Raw genomic sequence first — 26279 nt, 5'->3', positions numbered from 1 at the left:
TCTTAGATCTTTTAGAAAATTCAATCGAGAATTTGATTAGATTATAGTATGTAGTTTAATGTATACTTTAACAGATTGACAGAATTTCATTAGCATTAACTTATTTGTACAGAGGATTTGATATGAGTTTTCAAGTAAATGATTGGCCAATGCGAAGATTTGTAATAGTCATTTTGACTTTATTAATATCATTTATAAGTTTGTCTTATTTAGAAAATATTGGCATTCATATCCCAATCATTGGTGAATTATTTGGATTTTTAATCATCACATTTGTTCCAGGTTTCATAATCCTGAGAATTTTAAGGCAACATAATATTGGAAACATTAAATCCGTGCTTTTTTCAGTTGGTTTGAGTTTATCATTCTTAATGATCTTAGGGTTAATAATCAATATGTTATACCCCTATTTTGGATTTAAACCATTTTCATTTATATCTATATTCGTTGCGATAATTATTTCCATAATTGTACTGTTAGCAGTGGCTTATATAAGAGATCGCAGTTATATTTCTGATGAAAAATTAAATTTCTATGAACTTTTATCTCCCCCTTTAATTTTAGTTATTTTGATTCCATTAGTGGGAATAATAGGGGTTTATTTTGTAAATTTATGGAACAACAATGTTTTATTAATGGGTTTAATATTAGTAATCTCTTTAATTCCTATTTTAATAGTTTCAAAAAACATTCCAAGTAAGTATTACCCTTTAATAATATTTACACTATCCATCACTCTTTTATATCACGTCTCTCTTTTCTCCCAGTATGTAGTTGGAACAGATATATTTGCAGAAGCATATTTTGCAAACTATGTCTCAAGTAGTGGTATTTGGAGTTTCAACGATCGACATATGATAAATGCAGCTCTAAGTATAGTTATAATACCTCCTATTTATGCAAAAATGTGTAATATAGATCCAATATGGTATCTTAAATTAATCTCTCCATTCTTCCTGTCTTTAGTTCCGTTAGGGTTATATTATGTATATACCACTAATTTTAAAGATAAATTAACAAAAAAAGAAATTTTTTTAGCAGTATTCTTCTTAATTGCAATGTGGCAGTTTTATAGCATGTTAGTAGGTGTAGGAAGGCAACAATTAGCAGAATTATTTTATATTTTAGTACTTATTATGATATTTGATGAAAGGAAAAAAAACATATCCAATAACCTAATTTTTGTCATATTTAGCGCTTCTTTGATCTTTACCCATTATAGCACTGCTAATTTAGTTTTGATTTTTGTTATTATTTTTATAATTTTAAATTCAATTATTATAAAAAATAAAACCAAGCAAATTGGGCTAAATTACGCCATTTTTTTCTTAATTTTAACTTTTTCATGGACAATGTACACAGCCCATGGTTCAGTATTTGATAGTATAGTAATAATGATAAATAATATAGCTAATTCTTTCCAAGAGCTTTTTGAACCACAAGTTAACGTTGCAGTCAATATACTTTCTTCATCATCGTCTAATATAGCTCATATGGTCTATCGATACATCTTTTATGCTATTGTAATCCTCATAGGTATTGGAGGTATCAGCTTATTAAAGAAATTGTTATTTAAACAAAAAATTAAAAAATTATCTGGATTCACTGAAAAAATATTTAAAAGCGTTGAATTTACTCAAGATAATAATATTCTAATTTATGAATTATTTGCTTTTTCTAATTTCATTGTTTTAGGTTTATATCTATTAACACCATTGATTGGGTATCAATTAGGTTTCGATAGGGTTTTTCAGATTGCATCACTTGTAATAGCTCCTTATTTAATTATTGGTGCCAAAGTTGTTATAAGTTCATTTGACTTAGCTCAAAATAAACTCTTTAAAATTAAAACAGCTAACTTCAATTTAAATAAATTTTATTTACCCATTTTTGCTGTATTTTTATCTGTATTTTTCCTTTTTAATTCTGGATTCGTCTTTGAAGCGATAAACGATCCATTACCTAATTCAGTCCCATTATCATTAAAAAACGTAAATAATCCACTTGAAATTAATAAGGATATTGGAACACTTTATTTAAAGATCCAGACATTAAACAATGGGGAATTTTATGCAGGTAAATGGTTTAGAGAACACTTTGACCCTAAAAAATGGTCCTATTACACTTTTGGAAATCCCGGATTGTTTATTCAAGGTATATTCACACCTAAAGTAAATCTCATTCGTTTAGGAAGTGTTAATGATATAGAAAACAAAACAGGTGAGGGATATTTTTATCAAAATTCTATAAGTAAAATAATGGGTTTTGAAGTCTCAAAACAGTCTTATGGGGGAGAAGAAATTACAAAAATAGGGGAAGAAGGGAAAAACACGCTAAATGACTTAAATAAGATATATAGTAGCAGTGGAAATGATATATATTATTATAAACCTTTATGAGCGAATATTATGAAAAGTAAGTAAATGCATAGGTTTATGATTATTCCTCAGTTTACCATATTGAAGCAAATTTATTGCTTATTTTTTTAAGGCTGAGCTCTTTTCTTCCTCTTGATAAGTTATCTTTTTGAATTTTATAATGTGTTTGCGGATTATTTTCAAGTATATTCAACACAATATTTTTCATTTCCTCATAATTATTACACAAATATCCGATATTGCCCATTTTTTTAAAATAATATTCGATAAATGGATTTTTAAGGGCTATTAATGGCTTTAAATATGAAACTGAATCAAAAAAAGATCCTGTAGCACTTAACCTATATTCATCAGATCTATGAAAAATAAGAGCGTAGTCTATATCTTTAGCGTAATTATCATAATCTTCACGACTTAACGGTTCATTTAGTGAAGGAATGATAACTTGATTTCGATTCATATTGAAATTTTTGTCCATCAAATGGCCAATTAAAATAAAATCTGCTTTATATTTGGTTTTCTCTCTCGAAATTTCTTCAGCTAATTTAAAAAAAATGTCAACCCCTTTACGAATACTTCCAACTCCAAAAAATCCAAATCTGATCAGATTGTTATCTGACGGCGTTTTTAGTTCATTTGGCTGATAAAAATGGGGTAAATCTATAGAAACTATGTATTTCTTCAGTTTAGGTAATTCTTTAAGTAGTTCTTTCTCAATAGAAGGTCCAAGAATTAAATACCGTAGTCTTTCAATGTTAGCAAATGAAAGCCAAAAACGAAGCCAAAAAGGTATCTCTGTAAGTGCAAAGGGTCCATTATATATAGCTTCAATTATACTGTGAAGAACAACTATACAATCTATATTTTTAAATTTTCTGGTTAATATTTTCACAGAAACAATGCCTGGTCTTCTAATTGAGCTGAATAAAATTTTATTGGAATTTAATTCATTTGCCAACTCAAAAACATTTTTAAAAAGAATGTATTCAGATGGAAATCTTATTGGATCATATTGATTTCGAGGAGGAACTTTAATTTCCTTATATTCAACTTTTATGGAATTTGAATCAAGTATCTTTTTTACATTAAAAACATGATCTTTTTCAGCAAGGAATATTATTTTTTCATCTTCAAATGCATACTTAACAACTGTTATCAAAGCTGCATTGAATGAAGAATGTTCAAATCCAACACACTGCGGTTCGCAAATAAGTATCATTTTTTACCTCGTATTAACTTTATTGGTCATTTAATTATATGTAAACTTAAATTGATGAAAGTAATTGCGGTAAACTTATAAAGTTTATATCGACTTTAATCTAAATAGTAACTCTAATACTATTTGAACTTTAAAAGTCACACGGTTATAAACATGTATCCAAAGGTATCAATAATAATCCTTAACTGGAATGGTTGGAAAGACTCTATTGAATGTCTTGAATCATTATATCAAATTAATTATCCAAACTATAATGCTATTCTTGTTGATAATGGATCAAATAATGATTCACTGAAAAAAATAAAAGATTACTGTAATGGTAAAATAAAGGTAGAATCCCAATTTTATGAATATGATCCAAATAATAAACCAATAAAAATAGCAGAGTATGAAGAAGAGAATGTTTTCATAGTTGATGAGAAAGAAAAGAAATTTGCTGATTTACACTCAAGTGAAAAACTTATAATAATCAAAAATAATATAAATTATGGTTTCACCAAGGGAAATAATATTGCTATAAAATATGCCATGCAATTTTTGGATCCTAATTATATTTTGCTTTTAAACAATGATACAGTGGTTGAAAAGGATTTCCTGAATGAACTTATAAAAGTAGGGGAAAAAAATAAAAAAGTTGGTTTTTTAGGCCCTAAAATTTACTTCTATGACTTTAAAGGCAAAAAAGAGGTTATACAGTATGCTGGTTCCAAGCAAAACTTATGGTTTTTCAACCCTGAAAATAAAGGCATATTTGAAATAGATCATGGGCAATATGACAAGTTAGAACTGGTTGAATATGTCCACGGTGCATGTTTATTAGCAAAAGTTGAAATGATCAAAGAGATAGGTGTTTTAGACGAAGAGTTCTTTAGCTATCGTGAAGAGAACGATTGGGGAATTCGAGGATATAAAAAAGGATGGGATTCACTATATGTCCCAAATTCAAAAATATGGCATAAGGGTGGGAAATCCACAGGTGGAAATTTTAGCCCCCTTGCAGTGTTTTATAGAACCCGAAATGATTTTATTTTCATGAAAAAACACGGTAGCGTTCTACAAAATATTTCATTTTTGATATATTTTCTGATTTTTAGATTATTGGTTTTTTGTGGTACTTATATATTTTATCACAGAAATTTTAAAGTTATTTTTCCATTTTTGAATGGATTTAAAGAAGGCATATTATGGAGGAGGAAAAATTGAAAACCCTTTTTCTACTTTCTGCTGAATCTGATAATATTGAAGAATCGATTCAGAAGGTAAAGGAATTGAAAAGTAAAGGAAATGATGTAATAGTTATTAGTTTAAGTCCTTTAACTTCGTTCAAGCTGAAAAACCATAAGATTAAGTATAATAATCCTGATATGTATTTTGATAATTCTTGTAATGATCAGTTAAATTCTAAAGCACTAGAATTTGCCAAGAATTGGTACAAACCATTTGAAACTGAATTTAGCTATAAAGGAATTTCAATTGGTGAAATGTTGGAATATGATTTTTATTTTTTATTTGTAGATTCACTTAGAAGTATTGAAATGGCAGAAAAAATCCTTCTTTCTGAATTGCCTGAATTGATTTATCTGCCTGAAAATCTTAAATTAAATGAGCCTAATTTCATTTGCTATGAAACTTTACCTTTAGCACTGCAATTTTTAGCTAATGAAAGGAATATCATCGTTAAAATCGAAAATGGCAAAAAAAGAAGTTCAATGATAAATTTTAAATCTAAAATAAATGATTTGTTTTTAAGATATGCCTTTAAATTTGTTAATTTTTATCAAAATTTTTTATTTAATCTTCAAAATAAAAATAACTTGATTTTATTTTTTGGAGTTTATTCTTATGAAAGTATAGCTAAGCAATTAAAGGACAAAGGGTATATAACTACTAAAATTTATCCTGAAAGTGTTAAAAATGAATTTACAAAAATAAAAACTAAAGAGATTAAAGAATTATTTAAAAAACTGGAAAATAATGAGTATTCAGATATTAATTTGGAATTTAAAGGCGTAAATTTATCTTTTCTGCTTGCTCATAGATTTAACCAAGTTTTTGAATTAAAGAGCAGTCAATTAATTGAATTAATAGAGTACGCTGAGCAAATGATTTTTAAATCATCTCCTAGTGCACTAATAACTATGGAGGATGTAACTTCAGTTAAAAGAACAATATGTAGGCTATTTGAAATTCATAATATTCCTTCAATAGTTATACAACATGGTATAACCACAAAGGACATGGCAGGTTTTGGTGTAATGCCTGTTGAATCTAGAATACAAGCTGTTTGGGGAAATGCTAGCCTTAAATGGCATTTAGAAAGGGGAAATAACCTGCAAAAGATAACAGGAAATCCAAGTTTTGACAAAATATCTAAATTAAAATATAATAAGAGAAAGATTTGCGACAATTTAGGACTGAATCCTGATGAAAAAATAATATTAATCACTACTAGTAGGTTTGCAGGGATAGAATCTAAATATACTATTGAAGCCGAAGAAAAACTTATCCGAAATACTTTTAAAGCCTTAAAAGAACTTAAAAATGAGCAAATAATTCTTAAACTTCATCCAGCTTATCAAGAAATATATGGTAGTATGATTTTAAATTTAGCCCATGAAGAAAGCATTAATATTAAAATGTTTAAAAATTCTCTTTGGGATCTTATTGCTATTTCAGATGTTTTTTTAACTTTTACATCTACAACAGGTTTAGAAGCAATAATTTTTAATAAGCCTGTTGTAATTATTGATTTGGAATATAAAGAAGATATGGTAGGTTATGGTTCTAGTGGGGCTGCTATAAATGTTTATAATCAAGAAGACATTGTTCCTTCCATTGAAAATGCTTTGTATAATGATGAGTTACGTGAAAAATATGCAGAAGCTCGTAAAAAATTTGTTTTTGATAATGCATATTTATTGGATGGTAAATCATCCAAAAGAGTAGCTAAATTAATTATAGATGAACTTAATGAGAAAATAAAGATAAATTCTTATTTCAAAAAGAAATGATATAATTCTTTAATATTTATTATTAAGTAAATCAACTACTTATTGTTTCTTTTATTAATTTATATTCTTCTTTTTTTATTCCGCCCAAAATTATTAGCATTGAAATGTAAATGAAGAAAGATATACATATTACAACGAATATATTCAAAATTCCATTTGGATTAGCATATACAATGAATAATCCCATTATAATTGAAGAGAAAATAATTTTTTTAAGTCCGAAATTAAAATTTAGCTTTAAGTATTTAGATGAGTAATGGAATATTATTACAAATGTAATTGTATACGCTATTAATGTTACTAATGCAGCTCCAATTATTCCTAAATATGGTATAAGAAGTATGTTAAATAAAATATTTAAAACGGCTGCAATGATCCATACGATACCTATTAATTTTGTTTTCTTTTTCAATATAATAACTAAAACATAAATACCATAAATCCCTGATAAAAGAGCACTTATTGCTACAAAAGGAGTTACTAAATAACCGTTTATCGCTATATCTGGCGTAGTTAGTATCATTAATATCGGTTTAGAAAGTAAAGATATACCTACTACAGATGGACTTGCTATAATTAGAAAGTATTTCAGAGAGTATGTTAATACAGTTTTTACATTTTCCATTTTATTTTCATCATAATATTTAGTCAGTACTGAAGGTAAAAGCGTAGAAAATGGAACTAATAACATAGTAATTGTATATCCTAAAGTATAACCCGGAGAATAGTACCCAACAAAAGCTGTACCTAATAAAATGCCGATTATATAACGATCACTCGAATCAACTATCCAGTAAGATAAGTTACTAGGAACTGTTGGTAAACTAAAAGACAAATATTCCTTTGCATGGGTGAATTTAGGTATTTTGAATCCTATATCTAAAAGAATAAAGAAGTACATTATTAAAAACACAGTAATATATGCAATTAAGAGCCCAATTACAACTCCCAATACTCCATATCCAGATATAGCAAAATAAGAAACTAATGCAACGTTTAAATAGGATTGTATGAATAAAATAAGTGAATATTTTTTCATCTGCTGAAAAGTTCTGAAATAAGATAAAAAAAGATTATTTAACGAGGCGATGATAACAATTAATGGTAAAATCACTGCAACTAGAGTATCACCATTAAATAGAATTTTTCCAATTTGCTGTGAAAAGATAAACAGTATAAAAGATAGAATCAGCGCTGAAATAAGAGTAATTGACATTATAGAATAGAATCCTTCTTGAACTTCACTTTTTATCTTTATTGCAGCCAAGAATCTTACCATTGCATAGGGTAATCCTAATGCAACTAAATTAGATATCAGTAATATGGTAACATTTATTTGAATCCATATTCCATATTCTTGTATACTGAGGTTTTTTGTTAGAATCGGCAATATGATTAGTGAACTTAATGCTATTAGTATATTGGTTATCCCAACTAAACCTATTCGCTGCACAAAAAGTTTATATTCACTCAATACATCACCAAAAGTAATATTATATATACAGGTAAATTAATTTAATAATTATTTAAAGATTGAGGTACTTAAATATGCTTAATGATAAAACAATCCTAATTACTGGAGGGACAGGATCCTTTGGTAAAAAATTTACACGAAGAGTTTTAAATGAATACAATCCCAAAAAAATAATTATTTATTCTAGAGATGAGTATAAACAGTTTTTAATGCAAAGCCAGTTTAAAGAGTATGCAAAAAAACTCAGATTCTTCATTGGAGATGTGAGGGACGAAAAAAGATTATACCGGGCATTTGATGGGGTAGATGTTGTTATACATGCAGCTGCTTTAAAACAGGTTCCAGCAGCAGAATATAATCCAATTGAAGCTGTTAAGACTAATATACACGGTGCTGAAAATATTATTAATGCTGCTATTGACAAAGGGGTCAAAAAAGTAATTGCTTTATCTACAGATAAAGCTGTAAATCCTGTAAATTTGTATGGTGCAACAAAACTTGTTTCTGATAAATTATTTATTTCAGGAAATGCCTATGTGGGCGATAAAGATACTCTTTTTAGCGTTGTAAGGTATGGTAATGTATCTGGAAGCCGAGGTTCTGTAATTCCATTCTTTAAATCGTTAGTAGATCAAAATCAAAACGTTATACCAATCACTGATTTTAGAATGACTAGATTCTGGATTACACTTGATGATGCAGTTGATCTTGTGATAAAAGCTATAGAAGAAGCTAAAGGAGGAGAATTATACGTCAAAAAGTGCCCTTCTTTTAAAGTTACTGATTTAGCTAAAGCAATGAAAGAAGATTGTGAATTTGAAGATGTGGGAATCAGACCGGGAGAAAAGCTTCATGAAGTGATGGTAACAGAAGAAGACTCCAGGACAACCTACGAATATGACGATTATTACATCATTTATCCTGATTTGGATTGGTGGGAAACGGCAAATAATAGACCTGGCGGAAAAAAGGTTGAAGACAGATTCAGATATTCTTCAGATAACAATAAAGAATGGCTTTCCGTTGATGAAATTAGAGAATTACTCGGAAAAATAGATATAGTCTATTAGGTGATTTTTATTAAATTTTTACCCTATGGAAAACAGTATATTGATGAAAATGACATTAATGAAGTTATAAATGTTTTAAAATCAGATTTCATTACTCAAGGGCCTAAAATAGGCGAATTTGAAGAAAAATTAGCAGAATATTGTGGTTCAAAATATGCTGTAGCATTTAATTCAGGTACTTCTGCACTTCATGGAGCTTATTTTGCATTCGGTCTTGAAAATGGTGATGAACTTATTACATCTCCAAATACATTTGTTGCAACATCTAATGCTGCTTTATATTTAAATGCAAAACCAATTTTTACAGATGTAGAAAAAGAAACAGGTAATATGGATGTTTCCAAGGTTGAAGAAAAAATAACCGACAAAACCAAACTTATAGTTCCAGTTCATTACAGTGGAAATCCAGTAGACCTTAAAGAACTTTATGAAATCGCTGAAGAAAATAATGTCAAAATTATAGAAGATGCAGCTCATTCTATAGGTGCAAAATATGATGGAGAAAAAATAGGAAATTCAAAATACTCTGAAATGAGTATTTTCAGTTTTCATCCAGTTAAACATATAACAACTGGGGAAGGTGGGGCAGTTTTAACTAATGACGAAGATTATTACGAAAAACTATTAATGTTCAGGTCCCATGGTGTAACTAAAAATAATTTTTTTAATGAGCCAGATGGTGATTGGTACTATGAGATGCATTATTTAGGATTTAACTATCGTATTACTGATATTCAGGCATCTTTAGGGATATCACAGCTTAAAAAGCTTGATGAATTTGTAGGAAGAAGAAGAGAAATAGCAAAATTGTATGAAACAGCTTTTGAGGATAATCCCTTTTTTAAAACTATTGTTGAAAAAGATTGTTGTGAATCCTCTTATCATTTGTATCCTATTTTACTTGAAGATAAATATAAAGACAAAAAGAAAGAAATATTTTTAAAATTAAGGGAAGAAGGATTGGGAGTCCAGGTTCATTATATACCTGTTTATTTACAACCTTATTATCAAAAATTAGGTTACAAAAAAGATTTATGTCCTGTATCTGAGGATTTTTATCATAGAGAAATAAGTATCTCCATGTATATGACTATGAGCAACGAAGATGTTGATTATGTAATTAAAAAGATTTTTAAAGTTTTTAAGGATTTATAATTACTTTATCATCATTTTTAGGGATGTTATGGTGTATAAATGAAAATTGGAGCAATAATTCAGGCAAGGACATCTTCTACAAGGCTTCCTGAAAAAGTTTTAAAAAATTTACCTTATGACAGTAACATAACTGTCTTAGAACAGGTTATTCGAAGATTGAAAAAGTCTAATGTGCTTAATGAAATTATAGTTGCTACAACTACCGATAAAGATGATGAAAAAATAGTTAATATCGCAAAAAAGGAAAAAGTGCCATGGTTTAGAGGTAGTAAAGATAATGTGTTAGAACGCTATTATTTAGCATCTGAAAAGAATGATTTAGACATTGTGGTAAGAATCACCAGTGATTGTCCATGTGTTGATCCAGATATAGTCGATATGCTCGTAGAACATCATTTAAAATCAAATTCTGATTATACTTTTAATACTCTAATTAGAACTTTTCCTGTTGGTTTAGATGTTGAAGTGATTAGTTTTAATGCTCTTAAAAAGTGTTATACTAATGCAGAAAGTGATTTAGAAAAAGAACATGTCACAACATATGTCCATAAAAATCCAGATCTGTTTAAGACAGAAAATATCAGGGCTTCAGATGACTTATATGGTCCCTACATAAGAATAACTTTGGATACAGAAGAAGATTATGCATTACTGTGCTCTATTTTTGATTATTTATATAAAAATGACAATTTTTTCAAATCAAATGATATTATAAAGTTATTTAATGACAAACCCTGGCTTAAACTTATAAATAAAAAAATAATTTCAAAGAAATCCTTTGAAACATTTGAAGATGAGTTTAAAGAGGCCATAAAGATTCTAGAGTTGCAAGAATTAAAAAGAGTAAAAAAGTTTTTAGAAGAATGTAATTCTTAAAAATATCATATTAACTTATTTAATCATTTAAAACATTATTTGATAAATTATAAAAATCAGAAAAAAAAAGATAAAATGGAAATTGTAATAATAACTGAAGGTAGTAGTAAAATTGGTTTTGGACATATAACTCGATGCACGTCTTTATATCAGGCTTTTAAAGAAAAAAAATTGCCTGTACAGTTTATAGTAAACGGAGATTCTACAATTGAATCTCTTCTTAAAAATACAGAACATAAAATTTTCAACTGGTTAGAAGATTCTTTCAAGCTTTTTAAATCCTTAAATAATTCAGATATAGTTATTATAGATTCTTATTTGGCTGATGAAGAATTTTATAAAAAAATATCTAAATCAGTAGCATTTGCTGTTTATATTGATGATAATAAACGAATTAATTATCCAAAGGGAGTTGTAATCAATGGTTCGATACTTGCAGGAAAACTAAATTATCCTTTTGCAGAAGAAGTAGAATATTTACTTGGGAGTCAGTATATACCTTTAAGGCGTGAATTTTGGAATGTTCCAGAAAAAGAAATAAAAAAGAATCTTGAAAGTATTATGATAACTTTTGGTGGGGATGATTTAAGAAATTTAACTTCAGACATCTTAAAAATATTAATTAATGAATATCCATACCTTAAAAAAAAAGTGGTGATAGGTAGAGGATTTAAAAGAATAAAATCAATTGAAAATTTGAAGGATGATAAGACAGAACTCATATATTATCCTGATGCAAAAGGCATGTTAAATGTAATGCTTGAATCAGATATAGCTATATCTGCAGGTGGTCAAACGCTCTATGAACTTGCAAGAGTTGGTTTACCAACTATAGCAATAGGAGTAGCTTATAATCAAACTCATAACGTTGAAAATTGGCAAAAAGTTGGTTTTATTGAATTTGCAGGTTTTTGGGATGATAAAAATTTGTATAATAATGTTTTGGAGAAAATAGAGCTACTTAAAGATAAAAACGTGAGGCTTAAAAAATCCATAAAAGGCAGAAAGGCTGTAGATGGTAAAGGAGCTATTAAAATTGTTAAATATTGTTTAAATAAATATTATGCAGATAAGTTAAGTTTAAGGACTTTAGAGCCTCGAGATATCTATAACGTTTATGAATTATCCAATGAGGATGAAGTAAGACAAAATTCTTTTAACAGCAATAAAATTAAGTTTGAAGATCATGAAAAATGGTTTAAAAACAAAATTGAAGATAATAATAACCTATTTTTAGTTGTAGAGATTGAAAATGATTTTGTAGGGCAGGTAAGATTTGATTTTGAGGATAATGAGGCCACTATCAGTGTAAGTATAAATAAAAAATATAGAGAATTAGGTTTGGGAAAGAATATACTTGAAAAATCAATAGAATATTTAAAACTGGGCGTGCCATTCATTAAAATAATTAAAGCTTATATAAAGAAAAATAATGAAAAATCAATACGATTATTTGAGAGTGTGGATTTCAAATATAAAGAAAACATTTTCATTAAAAAGCAGGGTTTGGAATATATCTATAAAATAAGGGATTAATATGGATTTCAAAATAGATAAAAGAAAGATTGGGGAAAATAATCCTGTTTTTATAATTGCAGAACTATCTGCAAATCATTTAGGGAATTTTGATTTAGCTGTAGATACTATTAAGGCTATTAAAGAATCTGGAGCAGATGCTATTAAAATGCAAACTTATTCTCCAGACACGTTAACAATAGACTGTAATGATAAGTATTTTAAAATAAAACAGGATACTTTATGGGATGGCTCTACTTTTTATGACCTCTATAAAGATGCATACATGCCTTGGGAATGGCAACCCAAACTTAAAAAGATAGCGGAAAAATTAGGCCTTATTGTATTTTCATCACCTTTTGATAAAACTTCAGTTGATTTTCTTGAAAATATGGATATGCCCTCATATAAGATCGCATCTTTTGAAATAACAGACATACCCTTAATAGAATATGTAGCTTCTACAGGTAAACCAGTTATTATTTCCACGGGAATAGCAGAGCTTTGTGATATTGAATTAGCTGTAAACACATGTAAAAAAGAAGGAAATGACCAGATTGCTCTTTTAAAGTGTACATCATCATATCCTGCTCCATTGGAAGAAATAAACCTCAATACTATTCCTAATTTAAAAGAAACATTCAATACAGTCGTTGGTTTGTCTGATCATACTCGGGGAAATTCTGTGCCTATTGCATCTGTTGCGCTTGGGGCTAAAATAATAGAAAAACATTTTATTTTAGACCGGAATCTTGGAGGGCCTGACGCTGAATTTTCCTTAGAGCCTGAAGAATTTAAAGTTATGGTAAAATCTGTTAGGGAAGTAGAAAAAGCACTTGGTAAGGTAAGTTATGAGCTTACAGAAAAAACAAAAAGTAGCCGGGAGTTTTCACGTTCATTATTTGTAGTTGAAGATGTTGAAAAAGGGGATAAATTTACAGAAAACAATGTTAAATCTATTAGGCCTGGTTTTGGACTTCATCCTAAATATCTAAAAGATATTATTGGTAAAACAGCAGGTAAAGATATTATTAGGGGAACCCCTTTAAACTGGGATTTAATATATTACTAAGATACATTGGGGGGATGTATTATCGTTAAAATGTTTTATATTTATCCATCTTTCGAGAAATCAAAATATTTAGAAATAAATAAACAAAAACAGCCAGTAAAACAGCTAAAACTGTAATATTAAAATCATCGTCAGGTATAAGATCCAGCTGCCAGCTACCCCACGAAAACGGATACAACAAATAAATTCTTCCACTTAAATTCGTAAGAAGCAAATCCAGCATGTAATGAGTTAAAACTCCTAATAAAAGAAACAATAACACTGTTTTCTGTTCCTTAAAGAACAATGAAAATATTGTAGCAATTATAAAAGACCCTACAGGCATATGAAACGGCAGAATAAAGTTCCCGGCATATACACCCAAATATTCAAGTGGTATCACTATTTTACAGACATCTGGAATTAACGCTCCCACCATGCAGATAACTGTATTTGCAGGGTTAAACTGTTTAAATTTAAAGCTTAAAACTGTGCAAATTGTCCATGCAACCAAGATGTGTGTTATCCAATCAGGCATTATTTTCGCCCCGTAAATTCAAATATTTTAAAGTTAAATTTCCAGTAGCTGAAGAAGATAAAAATCAGGAAAACCAGGGCCAGAGCTGACCGAATTAGCACAAATTCATAGCTCCATTTCTTCATTACAATAATTTCAGTACTTTTAACTGTAAAAGAAGGACCGAGTATTCCAACCACCTGTACATTATCCCCGATTTCAGCTTTTTTAGATGTTTCAATCCTGTATCTTACTTTTTTGCTGTTATAATTATCCTGAAGCTCAAACCCGTCCTTATTCAAGCTAACTACTTCTCCAGAAACGTATACTGTAGAACTTTCAGGATATTCAGCTAAAATAGCGCCTGTTGAAGGATATTCAAGGTGGGATTCATAATTGGCATTGTAATTGATGCATAAAATGGTTAAAATGAGGATGAGTATGAATCCGGTGATGATTCTAAGGTTCATGTGAATTTTTTTTGTTTATCTGGTTTATAGGTCTTGCTGTTTTTTTTAATGACATTGCCTATTTCATGAATTAGCTGCTTTATGTTTCCAGTTATAAATGTTTCGAAAGCTTCAGGAAAAATATTCCCAGGATATAAGAACATTTATTCCTTGGACTAATTAGTGTCCATCATGATGGAGAATTTGATCAACAATTACTCTTAATAGATTCTTATCCATGGGTTTTTAGATCTCTCAGTCTTAATATGGAGATGTAGCCATTTCTTTATCGACTATAAACATTTGCTCTTTTACCAATGTTTACCACCAATATTGCATTTTTATCCAGAAAAACAACATAGAGTATTCTGTAATCCCCTACTCTCACCCTGAATACCTTCTCTTTTTGACCTGTTATTCTTTTGGCATCTTGTGGAAATGGATCTTCTACCAACTTCTTGAGTTTGTTTATTACACGATTATACAGTTCCTTATCAGTACTTTTGAGAAATTTATTAGCTCTACGACTCAAATGAACTATAAAACTCACTCATTGTCCCTCTTCAAATCTTCTAACCTTACTGTCTTCCCACTTTTAAATTCTTCTATACCTTCCTTTAATATCTTTTCTTCGTCTGATGTAAGTATCGCATCTATATCAACCATATGTTCTTTTATATATTCTAAATCCTTCCTTATGGCTTTTAATTCCTTAATTATCTCTGAGTTCATCATATCTCTCCCTGATATCTGCAAGGTCTAACTCTGCCAGTCTAATTTCTTTTTCTATGAAAGCAAGCATTCCCTTGGTTATAATCTCATTTTTGGGGATGTTTATAATTTTACTTACTTCAGCAATCACATCCATTTTTTTCTCTCCTTTCATACGACTTCATAGAAAAACTTTTATACATATCCTATTGATTTAATTCTATTAAAATTTTTAGATTTAAGGGGACTGTAAAGTTAACGGGTGTTGGAATGTTCATCAATATTTCATATTCGTTAATTATTGTTTTCAGTAAACAAAGACATTATTAAGTCAAAAATATTTCAGTAAATCTGCTCAACCCCAATAGCTTTACAGAGCCCAGAATTAGATATAATTAAATAATCTAAAATTAGAAATATAAAACAATTAGATTTTCCTTGCTTTAATGTAAGTATAAATCAAGCTACTACATGCTTAATAATAAATTAATTATCAAGGGGCGTAAGTTCATGACTGATATGGAAGCTGATATTAGGGATATAAAACAACAGGTAATGGAAATTTCAAAAAAGGTGGATGAACTTTTATATGAAAAGGAAATTTCATCATTGATGAAGCTATCAGACAAGTCTTTATCTGAATTTTTTGAAAATGAACCAGATATTTACAGGTTAAAGGATTTGAAGGTAAGATATAAATGAAAGGAAAGATAGTTCTTGTACCATTTCCTTTTACAGATTTAACTGCAGCCAAACTTAGACCTGCTCTGGTTATTTATGAAGGGGAAAAAGATGTAGTTCTATCATTTATATCCTCAAAAATACCACATAAATCATCTAATGTAGATATCGTATTGAAAGAAAGTCATACTGGCTTTAAAAAATCAGGATTAAAACTTGATTCAGTTATAAAGCTGGATAAAATTGCCACTGTATTAAAAGATTTGATTATGGGTGAATTAGGGGAACTGGATGATGATTTAAGGTCTGAAGTTAATGGAAAATTAAGAAATATATTTGAAATATAATCTTAATCAGTTTTCAAGTTTTAATTTATAACTTTTCTATAAAGTTTAGACCCAATGATAAGATTTACAAAAGAAAAGACCTTTAAATGATTATTTAGGTATATTTAATTGTTTTAGGTGATTTTATTATATTCTTTGAGTTATGAGTCAAAATTAAATTAATCAGTTTTTATTCAAAAATTCCATAAATTTATCCATGAATTCTTCAATATCTCTAATGTCTTCTTTTATTATTTCATAAATGACTTCTTCATCTACTTCCCAATAAATATGGACCAATCTATTCCTGAATTTTGCCATTTCTATTAATTTTTCCATTAAATCTTTAGATATAACTCCACACTCTGCAATTACCTTAAATGTATCTGCATAACTTTCTGGTATTCGAAATCTATTTCTTGAGATGAGATGATTACACATATCGATTGTTGCTTCAATTGAAACTATCAGGAAGTATTTGGCACTGGCTACTTTAAATTTATCTTCTAAAAAATCATCCTTTGGTAGTTTAGAAAGTTCTTTTAACATATCTAATGAGTTAAAGACTTCTGAAGATAATTTAAATATCTTATCTTCATCGAATTCGGATGCCAAGAGCCTCTCTCCCATACATTTTTCTTATGAAATTAAAATCGTGATATTTTACTATGCTTAATGATTCAAAATCACTTCTAATTCCTTCATCTTTGCTGAAAAGAAGAACTCCATCTCTTATTACTTTAAATCTAAAGGATAAAGGTGCATAATTAATAATTCTGATATCAACTGGAAAGCCAACGATCTCTTCAAGTTCTCTTTCAAGAGCTAATTCATATTGAAGAATCTCTTTTTTACTTCCCACTTTCTTAAGGTAGATTGCCACGTCAACATCTCTAAAATAGTCTTCTAGAAATGATCCATGAATATAAGCAAAGATTATTTCTTCTTTTAATTCTAAAGCAGAGGCAATATTCTCTTTAATTTTTTTCCGTTTATATTCATCTATTTTATGGGTTTTAAAATCCATCATTTAGAGCACCTTAACAGTAGATATTTATTCATTTTATAAGAATTATGATTTATTATTTAAAAATTTTCATATCCACATCCCTGTCAATCAGATAATCTCCTCTGGCTCTGCTTCCAAATATCAAGATTTTTTCAGGCGAATATTTCTTTATTAACCATCTCCAGAAAACTATCTATCTATTTTTTAACAGCTTTATCTGTGATTCTATTCATTCTTTCACCTTCAAATTTAAATATTCCAAATACGTACTGCAATTCAGATTTTTTTTGTCACCACGATGACATTTTCAGGTAAAATTCAGATTTTTTTGTCACCATGGTGACATTAGTGTGACCATATTTTTTTAACAGAATAGTTCGTGTTAAATGAGTCCAGAAGGTCTTTAAGTTTATCAAATTTTTTTGCAGTGGTTAAAATAATTCCTTGCCCTAATCTTTCCTTTTCTTTATTTATTAGCTTTTTTTTGGATGAATAAAGACTCCTTAACAATTTTCTTTTTTCTTTTTCGGCTAAATTTTTAGTGGAATATTTGATAAGTATCATAGGCTCTAAAGAAGGATGATTTTCTCCCATTAAAATATCCACCGGTCGACTCCAGATCAAAATTCCTTCTTTAGCCACATTCCAGAGAAAATCAGGCTCTATCTCCTCCATATGTCTCTTATTGACAAATATAAGGGAGAAAGGATGTCTTAAATCGTGTTTAATAGAAATTTCTGTAGCTATTTTATGGGCTATTTCTGATTCTTTCCCTATTTCAGGATTATGGTCTGTATCGAAAACAAGTAGCAGGTCTATATCGCTCTTTTTAGAGACACCACCTGTAACTACAGAACCAAATAATATAATAGCAATCAAATTAGGTATTTCACCAGCTTTTTCAATTAAGTCCATAAGCGGTAATTTAAATTCCTCTTCTATCATACTTTTCCCATTCTTTGACTTTTGCGATAAGTTCCAGGCATTTCTTAACAACATCTCCGTTTCCTTTAGAACCGTACCATCTGCCAACCCTTAAAGAGTCCAGAGTTTCGAAAATTTCTGCTATCTCAGTTTCTTGGGCTTTACGAAGTTCTCTTGGTAAGCCAACGTGTGTATCTAAATGTCTCCCATATTTAGTTTCCATGTTATATGCGATTAAGTGCTGTAAGATTCCATAAGTTAATTCAGTTATAGCAACCACATATTTACCTTCAGGATCTGGAAGTAATTCATTTAAGGCTGATTCGATTTCTTCTGCTTTTTTCTTATGTCCTTCTTCATTCATTTAATCATCTATTAATTCTATTTTAAGATCTCTATTAATATATTCAAAGTTTATTGACCGAATAAAAATTGTATTCAATTGTATAAAAAAGTTACCAGGTGAAAGATTTGCAATCAGATTTACAACTAAAAGAGGGAAGTTTAAAAGTTGAATTTATTCTATTTTTCATTATCAAGTTAAATTGTAATTTTAAAGAATATTAACTATTCTATAATATGTAGCAAAGTTAAATTTGTCACTCTGGTGACATTTTCAGGTAAAATTCAGATTTTTTTGTCACCACGATGACATTAGTGTGACCATATTTTTTTAACTGAATACTAAATAGTATGTATTTCCTGTGTTTGAGATGTTTTAAATATTTAGATATATTTTTTAAAGTGATTTAAGTTTTATTACTCAAAATAATTCTTTTCCTCCAAAATGAAACAAAATAAACCACTACAGCAAGAGCTATTGATATTACAGTAATTTTCAGATCATCAACAGGTATAACATCGAACTGCCAGCTACTCCACGAAAACGGGTACAACAAATATATACCTTCACTTAAATTCGTAAGAAGCAAATCCAGCATGTAATGAGTTAAAACCCCTAATAAAAGAAACAACAGCACTGTTTTCTGCTCCTTAAAGAATAATGAAAATATTGTAGCAATTATAAAAGATCCTACAGGCATGTGGAACGGCAGAATAAAGTTCCAGGCATATACACCCAAATATTCAAGTGGTATCACTATTTTATAGACATCTGGAATTAACGCTCCCACCATGCAGATAGCTGTATTTGCTGGATTAAACTGTTTAGATTTAAAGCTTAAAACTGTGCAAATAGTCCAAGCAACCAAAACATGAGTTATCCAGTCTGGCATCTTACCGTCTCCTTGTAAATTCAGATATTTTGAAGTCAAATTTCCAGTAGCTGAAGAAGATAAAAATCAGGAAAACCAGGGCCAGAGCTGACCTTAAAAGAATGAATTCATAGCTCCATTTCTTCATTACAATAATTTCAGAGCTTTTATTAAGTGAAACCTTTATCCCCTTCCTGTAAACTCTTGAATAGAGATTTAGATGACTCAAATTACTTAGTCCTCAAAGCATCCACAAAGATCGAGGTGTCTATGAAAAGTTTCATACCTGCTCTGTTCTCCTCAATTCTCTCACGAACTTCACACTATCCACATCGTATCCCCACACTCCGGCAACAGATTCTACAACATCCTCTTCAGACTTCTTCGCTTCTCTCACCATTTCCAGTATCGAATGTAGATTTTTATCCAGTTCGATTAATTTCTTCTCAATTTCTTGAATGTTCATGTGTTCCTTTCACCTCCTGAGAATATTGAGATTTTCAGATTGATCCTTCATCCCTAAATATTTCCATTTCAACGTCTCTGCTTACCGCCAGATTATCTGCATCTTTAATTCTTTCAAGTATTTGCTTGACTTCTTCCTTGCTCTTTATCTTCTTTTTCCAGAGAGTTTTCAAAATCGCCTGTAAAGAGATAACAGAAACCCCTTCACGCTTTGCAAATCCCCTTGCTTTTATGTCATTGGTTGCAAATGTACATTTATATGTCTTACAATAAGCGATTGCTTCCAGTTCTCCTTTTCCTAAGCTTAGATTTCCTTGAAGTCTTTCATATTCTTCTAATGCTTGCTTGCTTAAAGGTACAGTTCTTATTGTTGAAATCACTTTTAATGGAGACGTATATCCATATTCTAGAGGCACAGAAATTTCATCCCTTATCTTAGGTGTCATTACTGCTCTATCATCAAAAAGATGCTTCAGTAAATCAACTGCATCTATTCTTTGCAAACATGCTCAAAATATCAGTATCAAAAACAATCATCGGACCGTCTCTAATATTCTCTTTACCTCTTCGTCAACTTCTTTGATGGGAATACTTGGAACTGAAATTTTAATGCCCCTCTCTTTCAACACCTCCTTAAAATCTTCTATATTCAGTCCACAGATCTCAGCAGCTCTGGACAGAGATACTTCTCCCTTTTTATACAGTTCTATTGCTACATCTCTTTTCAACTCTGGCTTTGCCCTGAGGAGCGCACGCAAAGCATCTTCTATAAACTCCTTCTTACTGGTGTATTTCCCTGTACCTACCAATATTTCTTCCAGTTTACTCAATACCGTTTTCATAACTATCCCCTCAGCTTTTCTATTAGATTATGTCATCACAAAATTATTCTTGAATTAAATGATCTTATCAACTTTCAAAGGTTTTCAATTTATTTTTGATAAAATTAAGCACGTATCTAATGGCTTTTTTGGGATCATGATTTAAAGTGCTTTCTTTAACATTTTTATCAGAGCCATCATGGAAATGCTCAGGGAACGTGTTTAATTCAAAGTGATCAGGCGCATTATCCCATCGGTGTAACAGGCCTCTTTGAGCTCTATGTTCCCAATGATATGAATAATCACCATCACGGGAAAGCCAGACATCTAAAAAGCTGTCATCAAAGAAATAAATCCTTAATTTATTAGGTAATGAGGTCTTCCCACCAATAAATCGGGTTGAAGCCACGATATCACTGAATTCATCTTTGGCGATGGAACCGAGTTTCAAGTATAACTGGTACAATGAATCACCGGATAACCTTTAGTTTATCTTTAAGATCCTTAATGTATTCTTCCTTGTTTTTCCAGGTGATATAATCTTCCCATGCAGGATGGCTCTCTATTTCCCTGGCTTTTATTCTATTATAAAGCTCTTCTTTGGTAGTTACGTCATATCTCTCCCTGATATCTGCAAGGTCTAACTCTGCCAGTCTAATTTCTTTTTCTATGAAAGCAAGCATTCCCTTGGTTATAATCTCCTTTTTAGGGATGTTTATAATTTTACTTACTTCAGCAATCACATCCATTTTTTTCTCTCCTTTCATACGACTTCATAGAAAAACTTTTATACATATCCTATTGATTTAATTCTATTAAAATTTTTAGATTTAAGGGGACTGTAAAGTTATTGGGAGTTGGTATTTTTTATGTGTTTTCCTGTCCAGTTTTTCATTTGTTTTTGTAGATAGTTGGTTATTCCGTTTGGAGTTTTGAATTTTCTTTTTAATTCATCTGGTAGTGTTTGTCTGTAGTAGTTTTCATTGCAGCTAATTGTTCGTGGCACGTTTGGGTTTTGAGTGTATTGTGTGAGTCTTTCGAAATCTTTGATTTCGAATGCCCGGAAATCCCACAAAATTCGGAGAATTTTGGAGCCCCGAACACTCCGTGTTCGTGGGCTACGATTTCCGACGGCTTTCAAAAATCTTCGATTTTTTGACGGCCTCGAAAACCTACGGTTTTCGGCGGCCCAAAACACGTAGTGTTTGAGGTTTTCGATTTCGAATGCACAAAAACGAAGTTTTTGTAAGTTTTGCATATAAATCCTTTGAGAGCCGAATTCACCTAAAATAGGGTTTCTCTCTTGATATCCCTGCCGAGTCACATTTCTTGACTCACAATTTGGACATGCTGACTTAACATACTCAAAATGATTATCAGCAAGCAAATTCAAAGCCTGATTCACATTTCGAGGTGTTTCATTGTTTTGAAATCAAATTTCCAGTAGCTGAAGAAGATAAAAATCAGAAAAACCAGGGCCAGAGCTGACCTTAAAAGAACAAATTCATAGCTCCTTTCTTCATTACAATAATCTCAGTGCTTTTAACGTTAAAAGAAGGGCCGAGTATTCCAATCACCTGTGCAATATCGCCAATAGAAGCTTTTTTAGATGTTTCAATTTTGTATCTTACTTTTTTGCCGTTATAGTCATCTTGAAGCTCAAATCCATCATTGTTTAGGCTGGTTACTTCTTCAGAAACGTATACTGTGGATCCTTCTGGATATTCCGCTAAAATAGTACTGGTTGAAGGATATTTCAGGTGGGATTCATAATTAGTGTTGTAATTGATGCATAAAATGGTTAAAATGATGTAAATTATAAATAGCGTGAAAATGGACTTGAAACAGAATATCTGATAATTATCGAATTTTACAAAAAATAATTTTGTTTTTATCAAATACAAATAATAAATTTGTAAATTAATGATACAAAAAATAATTTTGTTTATATATCTTAAGTTACAGATAATTCTTTATGAAAAATGATGAGTTCTATGTATTATTGGGAGATGTAATTTCATCAAAAAAAATAAAAAACAGGGAAGAATTTCAAAAAAAATTAATAAACACGTGTTTTGAATTAAATGAACTCTATAAAGAGGATATGTACGCAAAATTTGAGATAATAAAAGGTTTGGATGAAATTGGATGCTTACTGGAAAAAATAAACAACTTATATAAAATTATAAGTTTAATACTAAATAGATTATACCCTTATTCTATGCGATTTGTTTTAGTAAAAGGACATGTAGACACTGGATTATCTACTAAAAAAGTCTCTCAGATGGATGGGCCCGCTTTCCATAGAGCATCGGATTTAATGCACTTGCTAAAGGGAGAAACTTTAATTTTTAAAATGGATAGGGGAAGCATCGTAATAGATAAATTAATAACCAATAATATAAACTTAATATATTTATTAAAGAAAAACTGGTCTTTAAAGAAAACAAGGATAATAAAAGAATATGAAAAAAAAGAAGATCAAAAAGCTGTAGCTAAAAAATTGGGATTAACACAGCAAGCAGTCTCGTATCACATAAAATCATCAAATTGGAAGGAATTAAGAAAAATAGAGAATGATCTAGACGAAATTCTAAAAATTATATCGGAGGACATAGATGGACGACATTACTAAAGTCATCATAGTTGTGGCGGGTTATATAATTCTGGTTTTAACCAGCGGCTTTGTTGTAAGATTTGCTCTATCAAAAGCGTCTAAAAAGGATAAAAAAGGAATTGCAGAAGATAAACAGTGGGATACTGGCTTTATAATTGGCAAATGTGAAAATATATTGATAATAACGCTAATTTTGTTAAATGCTTACACAGCACTGGCAATAATTTTTGCTGCAAAAACAATAATAAGGAAAGAAGACATTAAAAAGAATTCTCTATATTACTTGGCAGGGAATATGGTTAATGTAACATATTCAATAATTTTTGGAGCAATTTTGAAAGCTATAATGGATTTTAACTTATTATAAGTAAATGATGATGATAACAATAAAGGTAATAAATATGAATGCTAAAAATGGTGTTAAAAATTCATTTGAGATGAATCATAATTAATGATTTCTATCTTTTAAGAGGCTGTCTGATAAATAGGTTTGAAATATTCCTGTTATTTGAAATGCACATTTAGCAACGCCATCAATATATTCGACCAGCACATGCTTTCCAAGGAGAAATATTACTCCTCTTTTAACTGCTGTTTTGAAATATAACACTGCTCTTTTGTGATTCTTATTCTTCTTGTCGCTTAAGGCATGAGAGCACCTGTATCGATATATTCCATTCACTCTCTCCAATCGTCTCTTTCGCTCCAATCGCCCTCTTTGGTTTCAAAGCTGCCTATGAGTTCGAATATAGCATCCTTCTCTACCTCTACTTCTTTTTCATATTTCTTGATATACTCTGTTATAGCATCTTTAACTATATCTTCCAAAGGCATCTTCTTACGCTGAGATATGTTTTTTAACTGGTTATGTGTTACTTCATCAACCTTCATTGTACCTACCAATATTTCTTCCAGTTTACTCAATACTGTTTTCATAACTATCCTCTCAGCTTTTCTATCCTCACGATTAACTTTTTGATTTTATTTTTTCCTCATAAATTCAAATATTTTAAAGTCAAATTTCCAGTAGCTGAAGAAGATAAAAATCAGGAAAACCAGGGCCAGAGCTGACCTTAAAAGAACGAATTCATAGCTCCACTTCTTCATTACAATAATTTCAGTGCTTTTAACGTTAAAAGAAGGGCCGAGTATTCCAACCACCTGTACATTATCGCCGATTCCAGCTTTTTTAGATGTTTCAATTATGTATCTTACTTTTTTGCCGTTATAATTATCCTGAAGCTCAAATCCATCATTGTTTAGGCTGGTTACTTCTCCAGAAACATATACTGTGGAATTTTCGGGATATTCCGCTAAAATAGCGCCGGTTGAAGGATATTCAAGGTGGGATTCATAATTGGCATTGTAATTGATGCATAAAATGGTTAAAATGAGGATAAGTATGAATCCGGTGATGATTCTAAGGTTCATGTGATTTTTTTTTGTTTATCATGTTAATAGGCTTATTGTTTTTTGATATTTTCTGGAAATAGTATTGGATTTTCTATCCATCTGCTTAATATTTCAAGTTATAAATGCCTAATTTTTGATTATGCTCCTATCAGTATTTTTTTGCATCAATAAACGCTGATTAAGTTTATTTAGTGAAAAACACTTTAAAAATTTGTTTTCCTGTAACATTAGGACAATAAACTAATTGTATAGTCATAATTTATAGAATTAGATATAATTAAGTAATCTAAAATCAGAAATATAGAGAATGATAGAAATGAAAAAGAATTTCACTTTAAAGATTAAAAGTAAGCTTCTTTGCAAAGGAGTTCTTAGTAGTAGTTTGTTTTTACAGTCATTATGTGATGGTATTTATACCATGATATTTATATATATGATGAAGGGAATAGTATAACATGAAAAGGGAAAGTAGCGAAAAAACACAAATAGGTAACCGAACCTTTATTTACCGAAAAACTGAAAGAGGCTGGGCTATTATCGTAATGCCTGACAGGCTACAAATAGACAATTATTATCATGGAGTTCACATACACTCTGATAGAGCCGAATTAAAAATTAAAGACCCTGAAATCCTTAAAAAGATAATAATAAAGCATATTTTAGAAGAAAATAAAATAGACTTTGAAAAATTAAGGAAGTTAATATTATGATGCTAAAATTAAAAAGGGAAATGACCGGAGCCGAATTTGTCCAGCAAATGGAAGAAAAATATGAATCAATAGATAAACTTAAAAGATTAATCGAAAAAGACCCTGAAAACCCGCTTTACACCCTCGACTTAGATGATTGGATATATCATTTAGAGCATCCTGAAGCTAAAATAGAACAGGAAGACATTATTTTCATTCAAGATACAGACCTTAAAATGTCTGATCTTCAACTATTAGATGTAATTAAAAAAGAGCATCCCAAATCAATAAGAAACTTATCTCATATAATGAATAAGGATATTAAAACAATACAACCCAAGGTTAGTAAATTAGCTGAAAGTGGGCTTCTTAAATTTGAGCATGGACCTAAAAATGCTAAAAAACCAGTGGTGAATTTTAATAAAATAGAAATTGAGATTTAATTTATTTATTATTGGCCAATGTCATTTAAAAGATATAGAACTGATATAAATGCTGAAAAAGGATTTAATAAATGTTGAAATTAATGTAGATGACTATTTATAAACTTTTTTACGTCCTGATTTATGCTCTAAAATAAGATTATGTTTAGTTAAAACCTTCAAAATCCTTAAAACGTTTGATTTAGAAATCAGGAGCTCTTTCGATAATTTGCTAAGACTAAAAGAAAGGTATGGTTTTAGTATAAGAAACC

Annotated in this window: 35 protein-coding genes; 14 read left to right on the top strand and 21 right to left on the bottom strand. The window is 29.8% G+C overall.

Annotation, left to right across the window (positions count from 1 at the left end):
* The first annotated feature begins 122 nt into the window (after positions 1-122).
* Positions 123-2399, top strand: coding sequence for a DUF2206 domain-containing protein (locus PQ963_07875; GenBank protein ID MEN4029578.1), 2277 nt, complete (start codon positions 123-125; stop codon positions 2397-2399).
* Positions 2400-2451: 52 nt separating this feature from the next.
* Here PQ963_07875 and PQ963_07870 read toward each other — a convergent pair whose 3' ends face one another.
* Positions 2452-3537, bottom strand: a complete 1086-nt coding sequence (locus PQ963_07870) for a hypothetical protein (GenBank protein MEN4029577.1) — start codon at positions 3535-3537, stop codon at positions 2452-2454.
* Between the two features lie 213 nt (positions 3538-3750).
* Between PQ963_07870 and PQ963_07865 the strand changes: the two genes are divergently transcribed.
* Positions 3751-4800: a glycosyltransferase family 2 protein gene (locus tag PQ963_07865; protein MEN4029576.1), complete on the top strand. Its 1050-nt coding sequence runs from the start codon at positions 3751-3753 to the stop codon at positions 4798-4800.
* Complete coding sequence (locus PQ963_07860; protein MEN4029575.1) at positions 4782-6608, top strand: hypothetical protein; 1827 nt, start codon at positions 4782-4784, stop codon at positions 6606-6608. Before PQ963_07865 ends, PQ963_07860 begins: the two co-directional genes overlap by 19 nt.
* Positions 6609-6639: 31 nt before the next feature.
* Here the strand turns inward: PQ963_07860 and PQ963_07855 are convergent, their stop codons facing one another.
* Positions 6640-8082 (bottom strand): polysaccharide biosynthesis C-terminal domain-containing protein, encoded by a 1443-nt coding sequence (locus PQ963_07855; GenBank protein MEN4029574.1) that lies wholly within the window; start codon positions 8080-8082, stop codon positions 6640-6642.
* 74 nt (positions 8083-8156) lie between these two features.
* Between PQ963_07855 and pseB the strand changes: the two genes are divergently transcribed.
* The 5 genes from pseB (at position 8157) to pseI (ending at position 13770) form a co-directional block, all read left to right on the top strand.
* Positions 8157-9152 carry a UDP-N-acetylglucosamine 4,6-dehydratase (inverting) gene (pseB, locus tag PQ963_07850; GenBank protein MEN4029573.1) on the top strand — a complete coding sequence of 332 codons (996 nt, stop codon included), beginning with the start codon at positions 8157-8159 and terminating at the stop codon, positions 9150-9152.
* Positions 9153-10307, top strand: a complete 1155-nt coding sequence (pseC, locus tag PQ963_07845; protein ID MEN4029572.1) for a UDP-4-amino-4,6-dideoxy-N-acetyl-beta-L-altrosamine transaminase — start codon at positions 9153-9155, stop codon at positions 10305-10307. It abuts the gene before it with no gap.
* A 39-nt stretch (positions 10308-10346) separates the two neighbouring features.
* On the top strand, positions 10347-11183 hold the full coding sequence (locus PQ963_07840; protein MEN4029571.1) for a glycosyltransferase family protein: 837 nt from the start codon (positions 10347-10349) through the stop codon (positions 11181-11183).
* 75 nt (positions 11184-11258) lie between these two features.
* Positions 11259-12719: a UDP-2,4-diacetamido-2,4,6-trideoxy-beta-L-altropyranose hydrolase gene (gene pseG / locus PQ963_07835; GenBank protein MEN4029570.1), complete on the top strand. Its 1461-nt coding sequence runs from the start codon at positions 11259-11261 to the stop codon at positions 12717-12719.
* 1 nt (position 12720) lies between these two features.
* Positions 12721-13770, top strand: coding sequence for a pseudaminic acid synthase (pseI, locus tag PQ963_07830; protein ID MEN4029569.1), 1050 nt, complete (start codon positions 12721-12723; stop codon positions 13768-13770).
* 25 nt (positions 13771-13795) lie between these two features.
* On the opposite strand, the gene PQ963_07825 is transcribed toward pseI, so the two are convergent.
* The 5 genes from PQ963_07825 to PQ963_07805 all read right to left on the bottom strand — a co-directional run bounded on the left by PQ963_07825 (position 13796) and on the right by PQ963_07805 (position 15583).
* Complete coding sequence (locus PQ963_07825; protein MEN4029568.1) at positions 13796-14287, bottom strand: metal-dependent hydrolase; 492 nt, start codon at positions 14285-14287, stop codon at positions 13796-13798.
* Positions 14287-14736 carry a hypothetical protein gene (locus PQ963_07820; protein MEN4029567.1) on the bottom strand — a complete coding sequence of 150 codons (450 nt, stop codon included), beginning with the start codon at positions 14734-14736 and terminating at the stop codon, positions 14287-14289. Before PQ963_07820 ends, PQ963_07825 begins: the two co-directional genes overlap by 1 nt.
* 265 nt (positions 14737-15001) lie before the next feature.
* The gene (locus PQ963_07815; GenBank protein ID MEN4029566.1) at positions 15002-15265 is read right to left on the bottom strand and encodes a type II toxin-antitoxin system RelE/ParE family toxin; all 264 of its coding nucleotides are present in this window, start codon (positions 15263-15265) and stop codon (positions 15002-15004) included.
* On the bottom strand, positions 15262-15447 hold the full coding sequence (locus tag PQ963_07810; protein MEN4029565.1) for a hypothetical protein: 186 nt from the start codon (positions 15445-15447) through the stop codon (positions 15262-15264). The genes PQ963_07815 and PQ963_07810 overlap by 4 nt, the downstream gene beginning before the upstream one ends.
* Positions 15428-15583, bottom strand: coding sequence for a hypothetical protein (locus PQ963_07805; protein ID MEN4029564.1), 156 nt, complete (start codon positions 15581-15583; stop codon positions 15428-15430). The genes PQ963_07810 and PQ963_07805 overlap by 20 nt, the downstream gene beginning before the upstream one ends.
* Positions 15584-15936: 353 nt before the next feature.
* On the opposite strand from PQ963_07805, the gene PQ963_07800 reads away from it, so the two are divergent.
* Both PQ963_07800 and PQ963_07795 read left to right on the top strand, forming a co-directional pair.
* Positions 15937-16128, top strand: a complete 192-nt coding sequence (locus tag PQ963_07800) for a hypothetical protein (GenBank protein ID MEN4029563.1) — start codon at positions 15937-15939, stop codon at positions 16126-16128.
* Entirely contained in the window at positions 16125-16454 is a 330-nt protein-coding gene (locus tag PQ963_07795; protein ID MEN4029562.1) for a type II toxin-antitoxin system PemK/MazF family toxin, read from the top strand. Before PQ963_07800 ends, PQ963_07795 begins: the two co-directional genes overlap by 4 nt.
* 162 nt (positions 16455-16616) lie before the next feature.
* Here PQ963_07795 and PQ963_07790 read toward each other — a convergent pair whose 3' ends face one another.
* From PQ963_07790 to PQ963_07740, 11 genes are all read right to left on the bottom strand, one after another.
* The gene (locus PQ963_07790) at positions 16617-17063 is read right to left on the bottom strand and encodes a DUF86 domain-containing protein (GenBank protein ID MEN4029561.1); all 447 of its coding nucleotides are present in this window, start codon (positions 17061-17063) and stop codon (positions 16617-16619) included.
* Entirely contained in the window at positions 17029-17463 is a 435-nt protein-coding gene (locus PQ963_07785; GenBank protein MEN4029560.1) for a nucleotidyltransferase domain-containing protein, read from the bottom strand. The genes PQ963_07790 and PQ963_07785 overlap by 35 nt, the downstream gene beginning before the upstream one ends.
* Before the next feature lie 324 nt (positions 17464-17787).
* Positions 17788-18387, bottom strand: coding sequence for a nucleotidyltransferase domain-containing protein (locus PQ963_07780; GenBank protein ID MEN4029559.1), 600 nt, complete (start codon positions 18385-18387; stop codon positions 17788-17790).
* On the bottom strand, positions 18368-18730 hold the full coding sequence (locus PQ963_07775) for a hypothetical protein (protein MEN4029558.1): 363 nt from the start codon (positions 18728-18730) through the stop codon (positions 18368-18370). Before PQ963_07775 ends, PQ963_07780 begins: the two co-directional genes overlap by 20 nt.
* A 385-nt stretch (positions 18731-19115) precedes the next feature.
* The gene (locus tag PQ963_07770) at positions 19116-19601 is read right to left on the bottom strand and encodes a metal-dependent hydrolase (protein MEN4029557.1); all 486 of its coding nucleotides are present in this window, start codon (positions 19599-19601) and stop codon (positions 19116-19118) included.
* Between the two features lie 259 nt (positions 19602-19860).
* Positions 19861-20046: a hypothetical protein gene (locus PQ963_07765; GenBank protein ID MEN4029556.1), complete on the bottom strand. Its 186-nt coding sequence runs from the start codon at positions 20044-20046 to the stop codon at positions 19861-19863.
* A 34-nt stretch (positions 20047-20080) separates the two neighbouring features.
* A complete protein-coding gene (locus PQ963_07760) occupies positions 20081-20548 on the bottom strand; it encodes a hypothetical protein (protein ID MEN4029555.1) in 468 nt (155 codons plus the stop codon).
* Positions 20549-20578: 30 nt separating this feature from the next.
* A complete protein-coding gene (locus tag PQ963_07755; protein MEN4029554.1) occupies positions 20579-20887 on the bottom strand; it encodes a UPF0175 family protein in 309 nt (102 codons plus the stop codon).
* A 67-nt stretch (positions 20888-20954) separates the two neighbouring features.
* A complete protein-coding gene (locus tag PQ963_07750; GenBank protein ID MEN4029553.1) occupies positions 20955-21332 on the bottom strand; it encodes a DUF6516 family protein in 378 nt (125 codons plus the stop codon).
* 4 nt (positions 21333-21336) lie between these two features.
* A complete protein-coding gene (locus tag PQ963_07745) occupies positions 21337-21615 on the bottom strand; it encodes a hypothetical protein (GenBank protein MEN4029552.1) in 279 nt (92 codons plus the stop codon).
* A 741-nt stretch (positions 21616-22356) separates the two neighbouring features.
* On the bottom strand, positions 22357-22770 hold the full coding sequence (locus PQ963_07740) for a hypothetical protein (GenBank protein ID MEN4029551.1): 414 nt from the start codon (positions 22768-22770) through the stop codon (positions 22357-22359).
* Positions 22771-22841: 71 nt separating this feature from the next.
* On the opposite strand from PQ963_07740, the gene PQ963_07735 reads away from it, so the two are divergent.
* Both PQ963_07735 and PQ963_07730 read left to right on the top strand, forming a co-directional pair.
* Positions 22842-23501 carry a SatD family protein gene (locus PQ963_07735; GenBank protein ID MEN4029550.1) on the top strand — a complete coding sequence of 220 codons (660 nt, stop codon included), beginning with the start codon at positions 22842-22844 and terminating at the stop codon, positions 23499-23501.
* A complete protein-coding gene (locus PQ963_07730; protein MEN4029549.1) occupies positions 23485-23850 on the top strand; it encodes a hypothetical protein in 366 nt (121 codons plus the stop codon). The genes PQ963_07735 and PQ963_07730 overlap by 17 nt, the downstream gene beginning before the upstream one ends.
* 81 nt (positions 23851-23931) lie before the next feature.
* On the opposite strand, the gene PQ963_07725 is transcribed toward PQ963_07730, so the two are convergent.
* From PQ963_07725 to PQ963_07715, 3 genes are read right to left on the bottom strand one after another with little or no spacing between them, the layout of a single operon-like run.
* Complete coding sequence (locus tag PQ963_07725; GenBank protein MEN4029548.1) at positions 23932-24192, bottom strand: hypothetical protein; 261 nt, start codon at positions 24190-24192, stop codon at positions 23932-23934.
* Complete coding sequence (locus tag PQ963_07720) at positions 24162-24419, bottom strand: hypothetical protein (GenBank protein ID MEN4029547.1); 258 nt, start codon at positions 24417-24419, stop codon at positions 24162-24164. The genes PQ963_07725 and PQ963_07720 overlap by 31 nt, the downstream gene beginning before the upstream one ends.
* A 45-nt stretch (positions 24420-24464) precedes the next feature.
* The gene (locus PQ963_07715; GenBank protein ID MEN4029546.1) at positions 24465-24914 is read right to left on the bottom strand and encodes a hypothetical protein; all 450 of its coding nucleotides are present in this window, start codon (positions 24912-24914) and stop codon (positions 24465-24467) included.
* A 437-nt stretch (positions 24915-25351) separates the two neighbouring features.
* On the opposite strand from PQ963_07715, the gene PQ963_07710 reads away from it, so the two are divergent.
* Positions 25352-25606, top strand: coding sequence for a hypothetical protein (locus tag PQ963_07710; GenBank protein MEN4029545.1), 255 nt, complete (start codon positions 25352-25354; stop codon positions 25604-25606).
* Positions 25603-26028, top strand: coding sequence for a hypothetical protein (locus PQ963_07705; GenBank protein MEN4029544.1), 426 nt, complete (start codon positions 25603-25605; stop codon positions 26026-26028). The genes PQ963_07710 and PQ963_07705 overlap by 4 nt, the downstream gene beginning before the upstream one ends.
* Positions 26029-26279: the final 251 nt, after the last annotated feature.

The sequence above is a fragment of the Methanobacterium sp. genome (genome assembly GCA_039666455.1).
Taxonomy (GTDB): Archaea; Methanobacteriota; Methanobacteria; order Methanobacteriales; family Methanobacteriaceae; genus Methanobacterium_D.
This window is presented reverse-complemented; position numbering and strand designations above follow the sequence as displayed.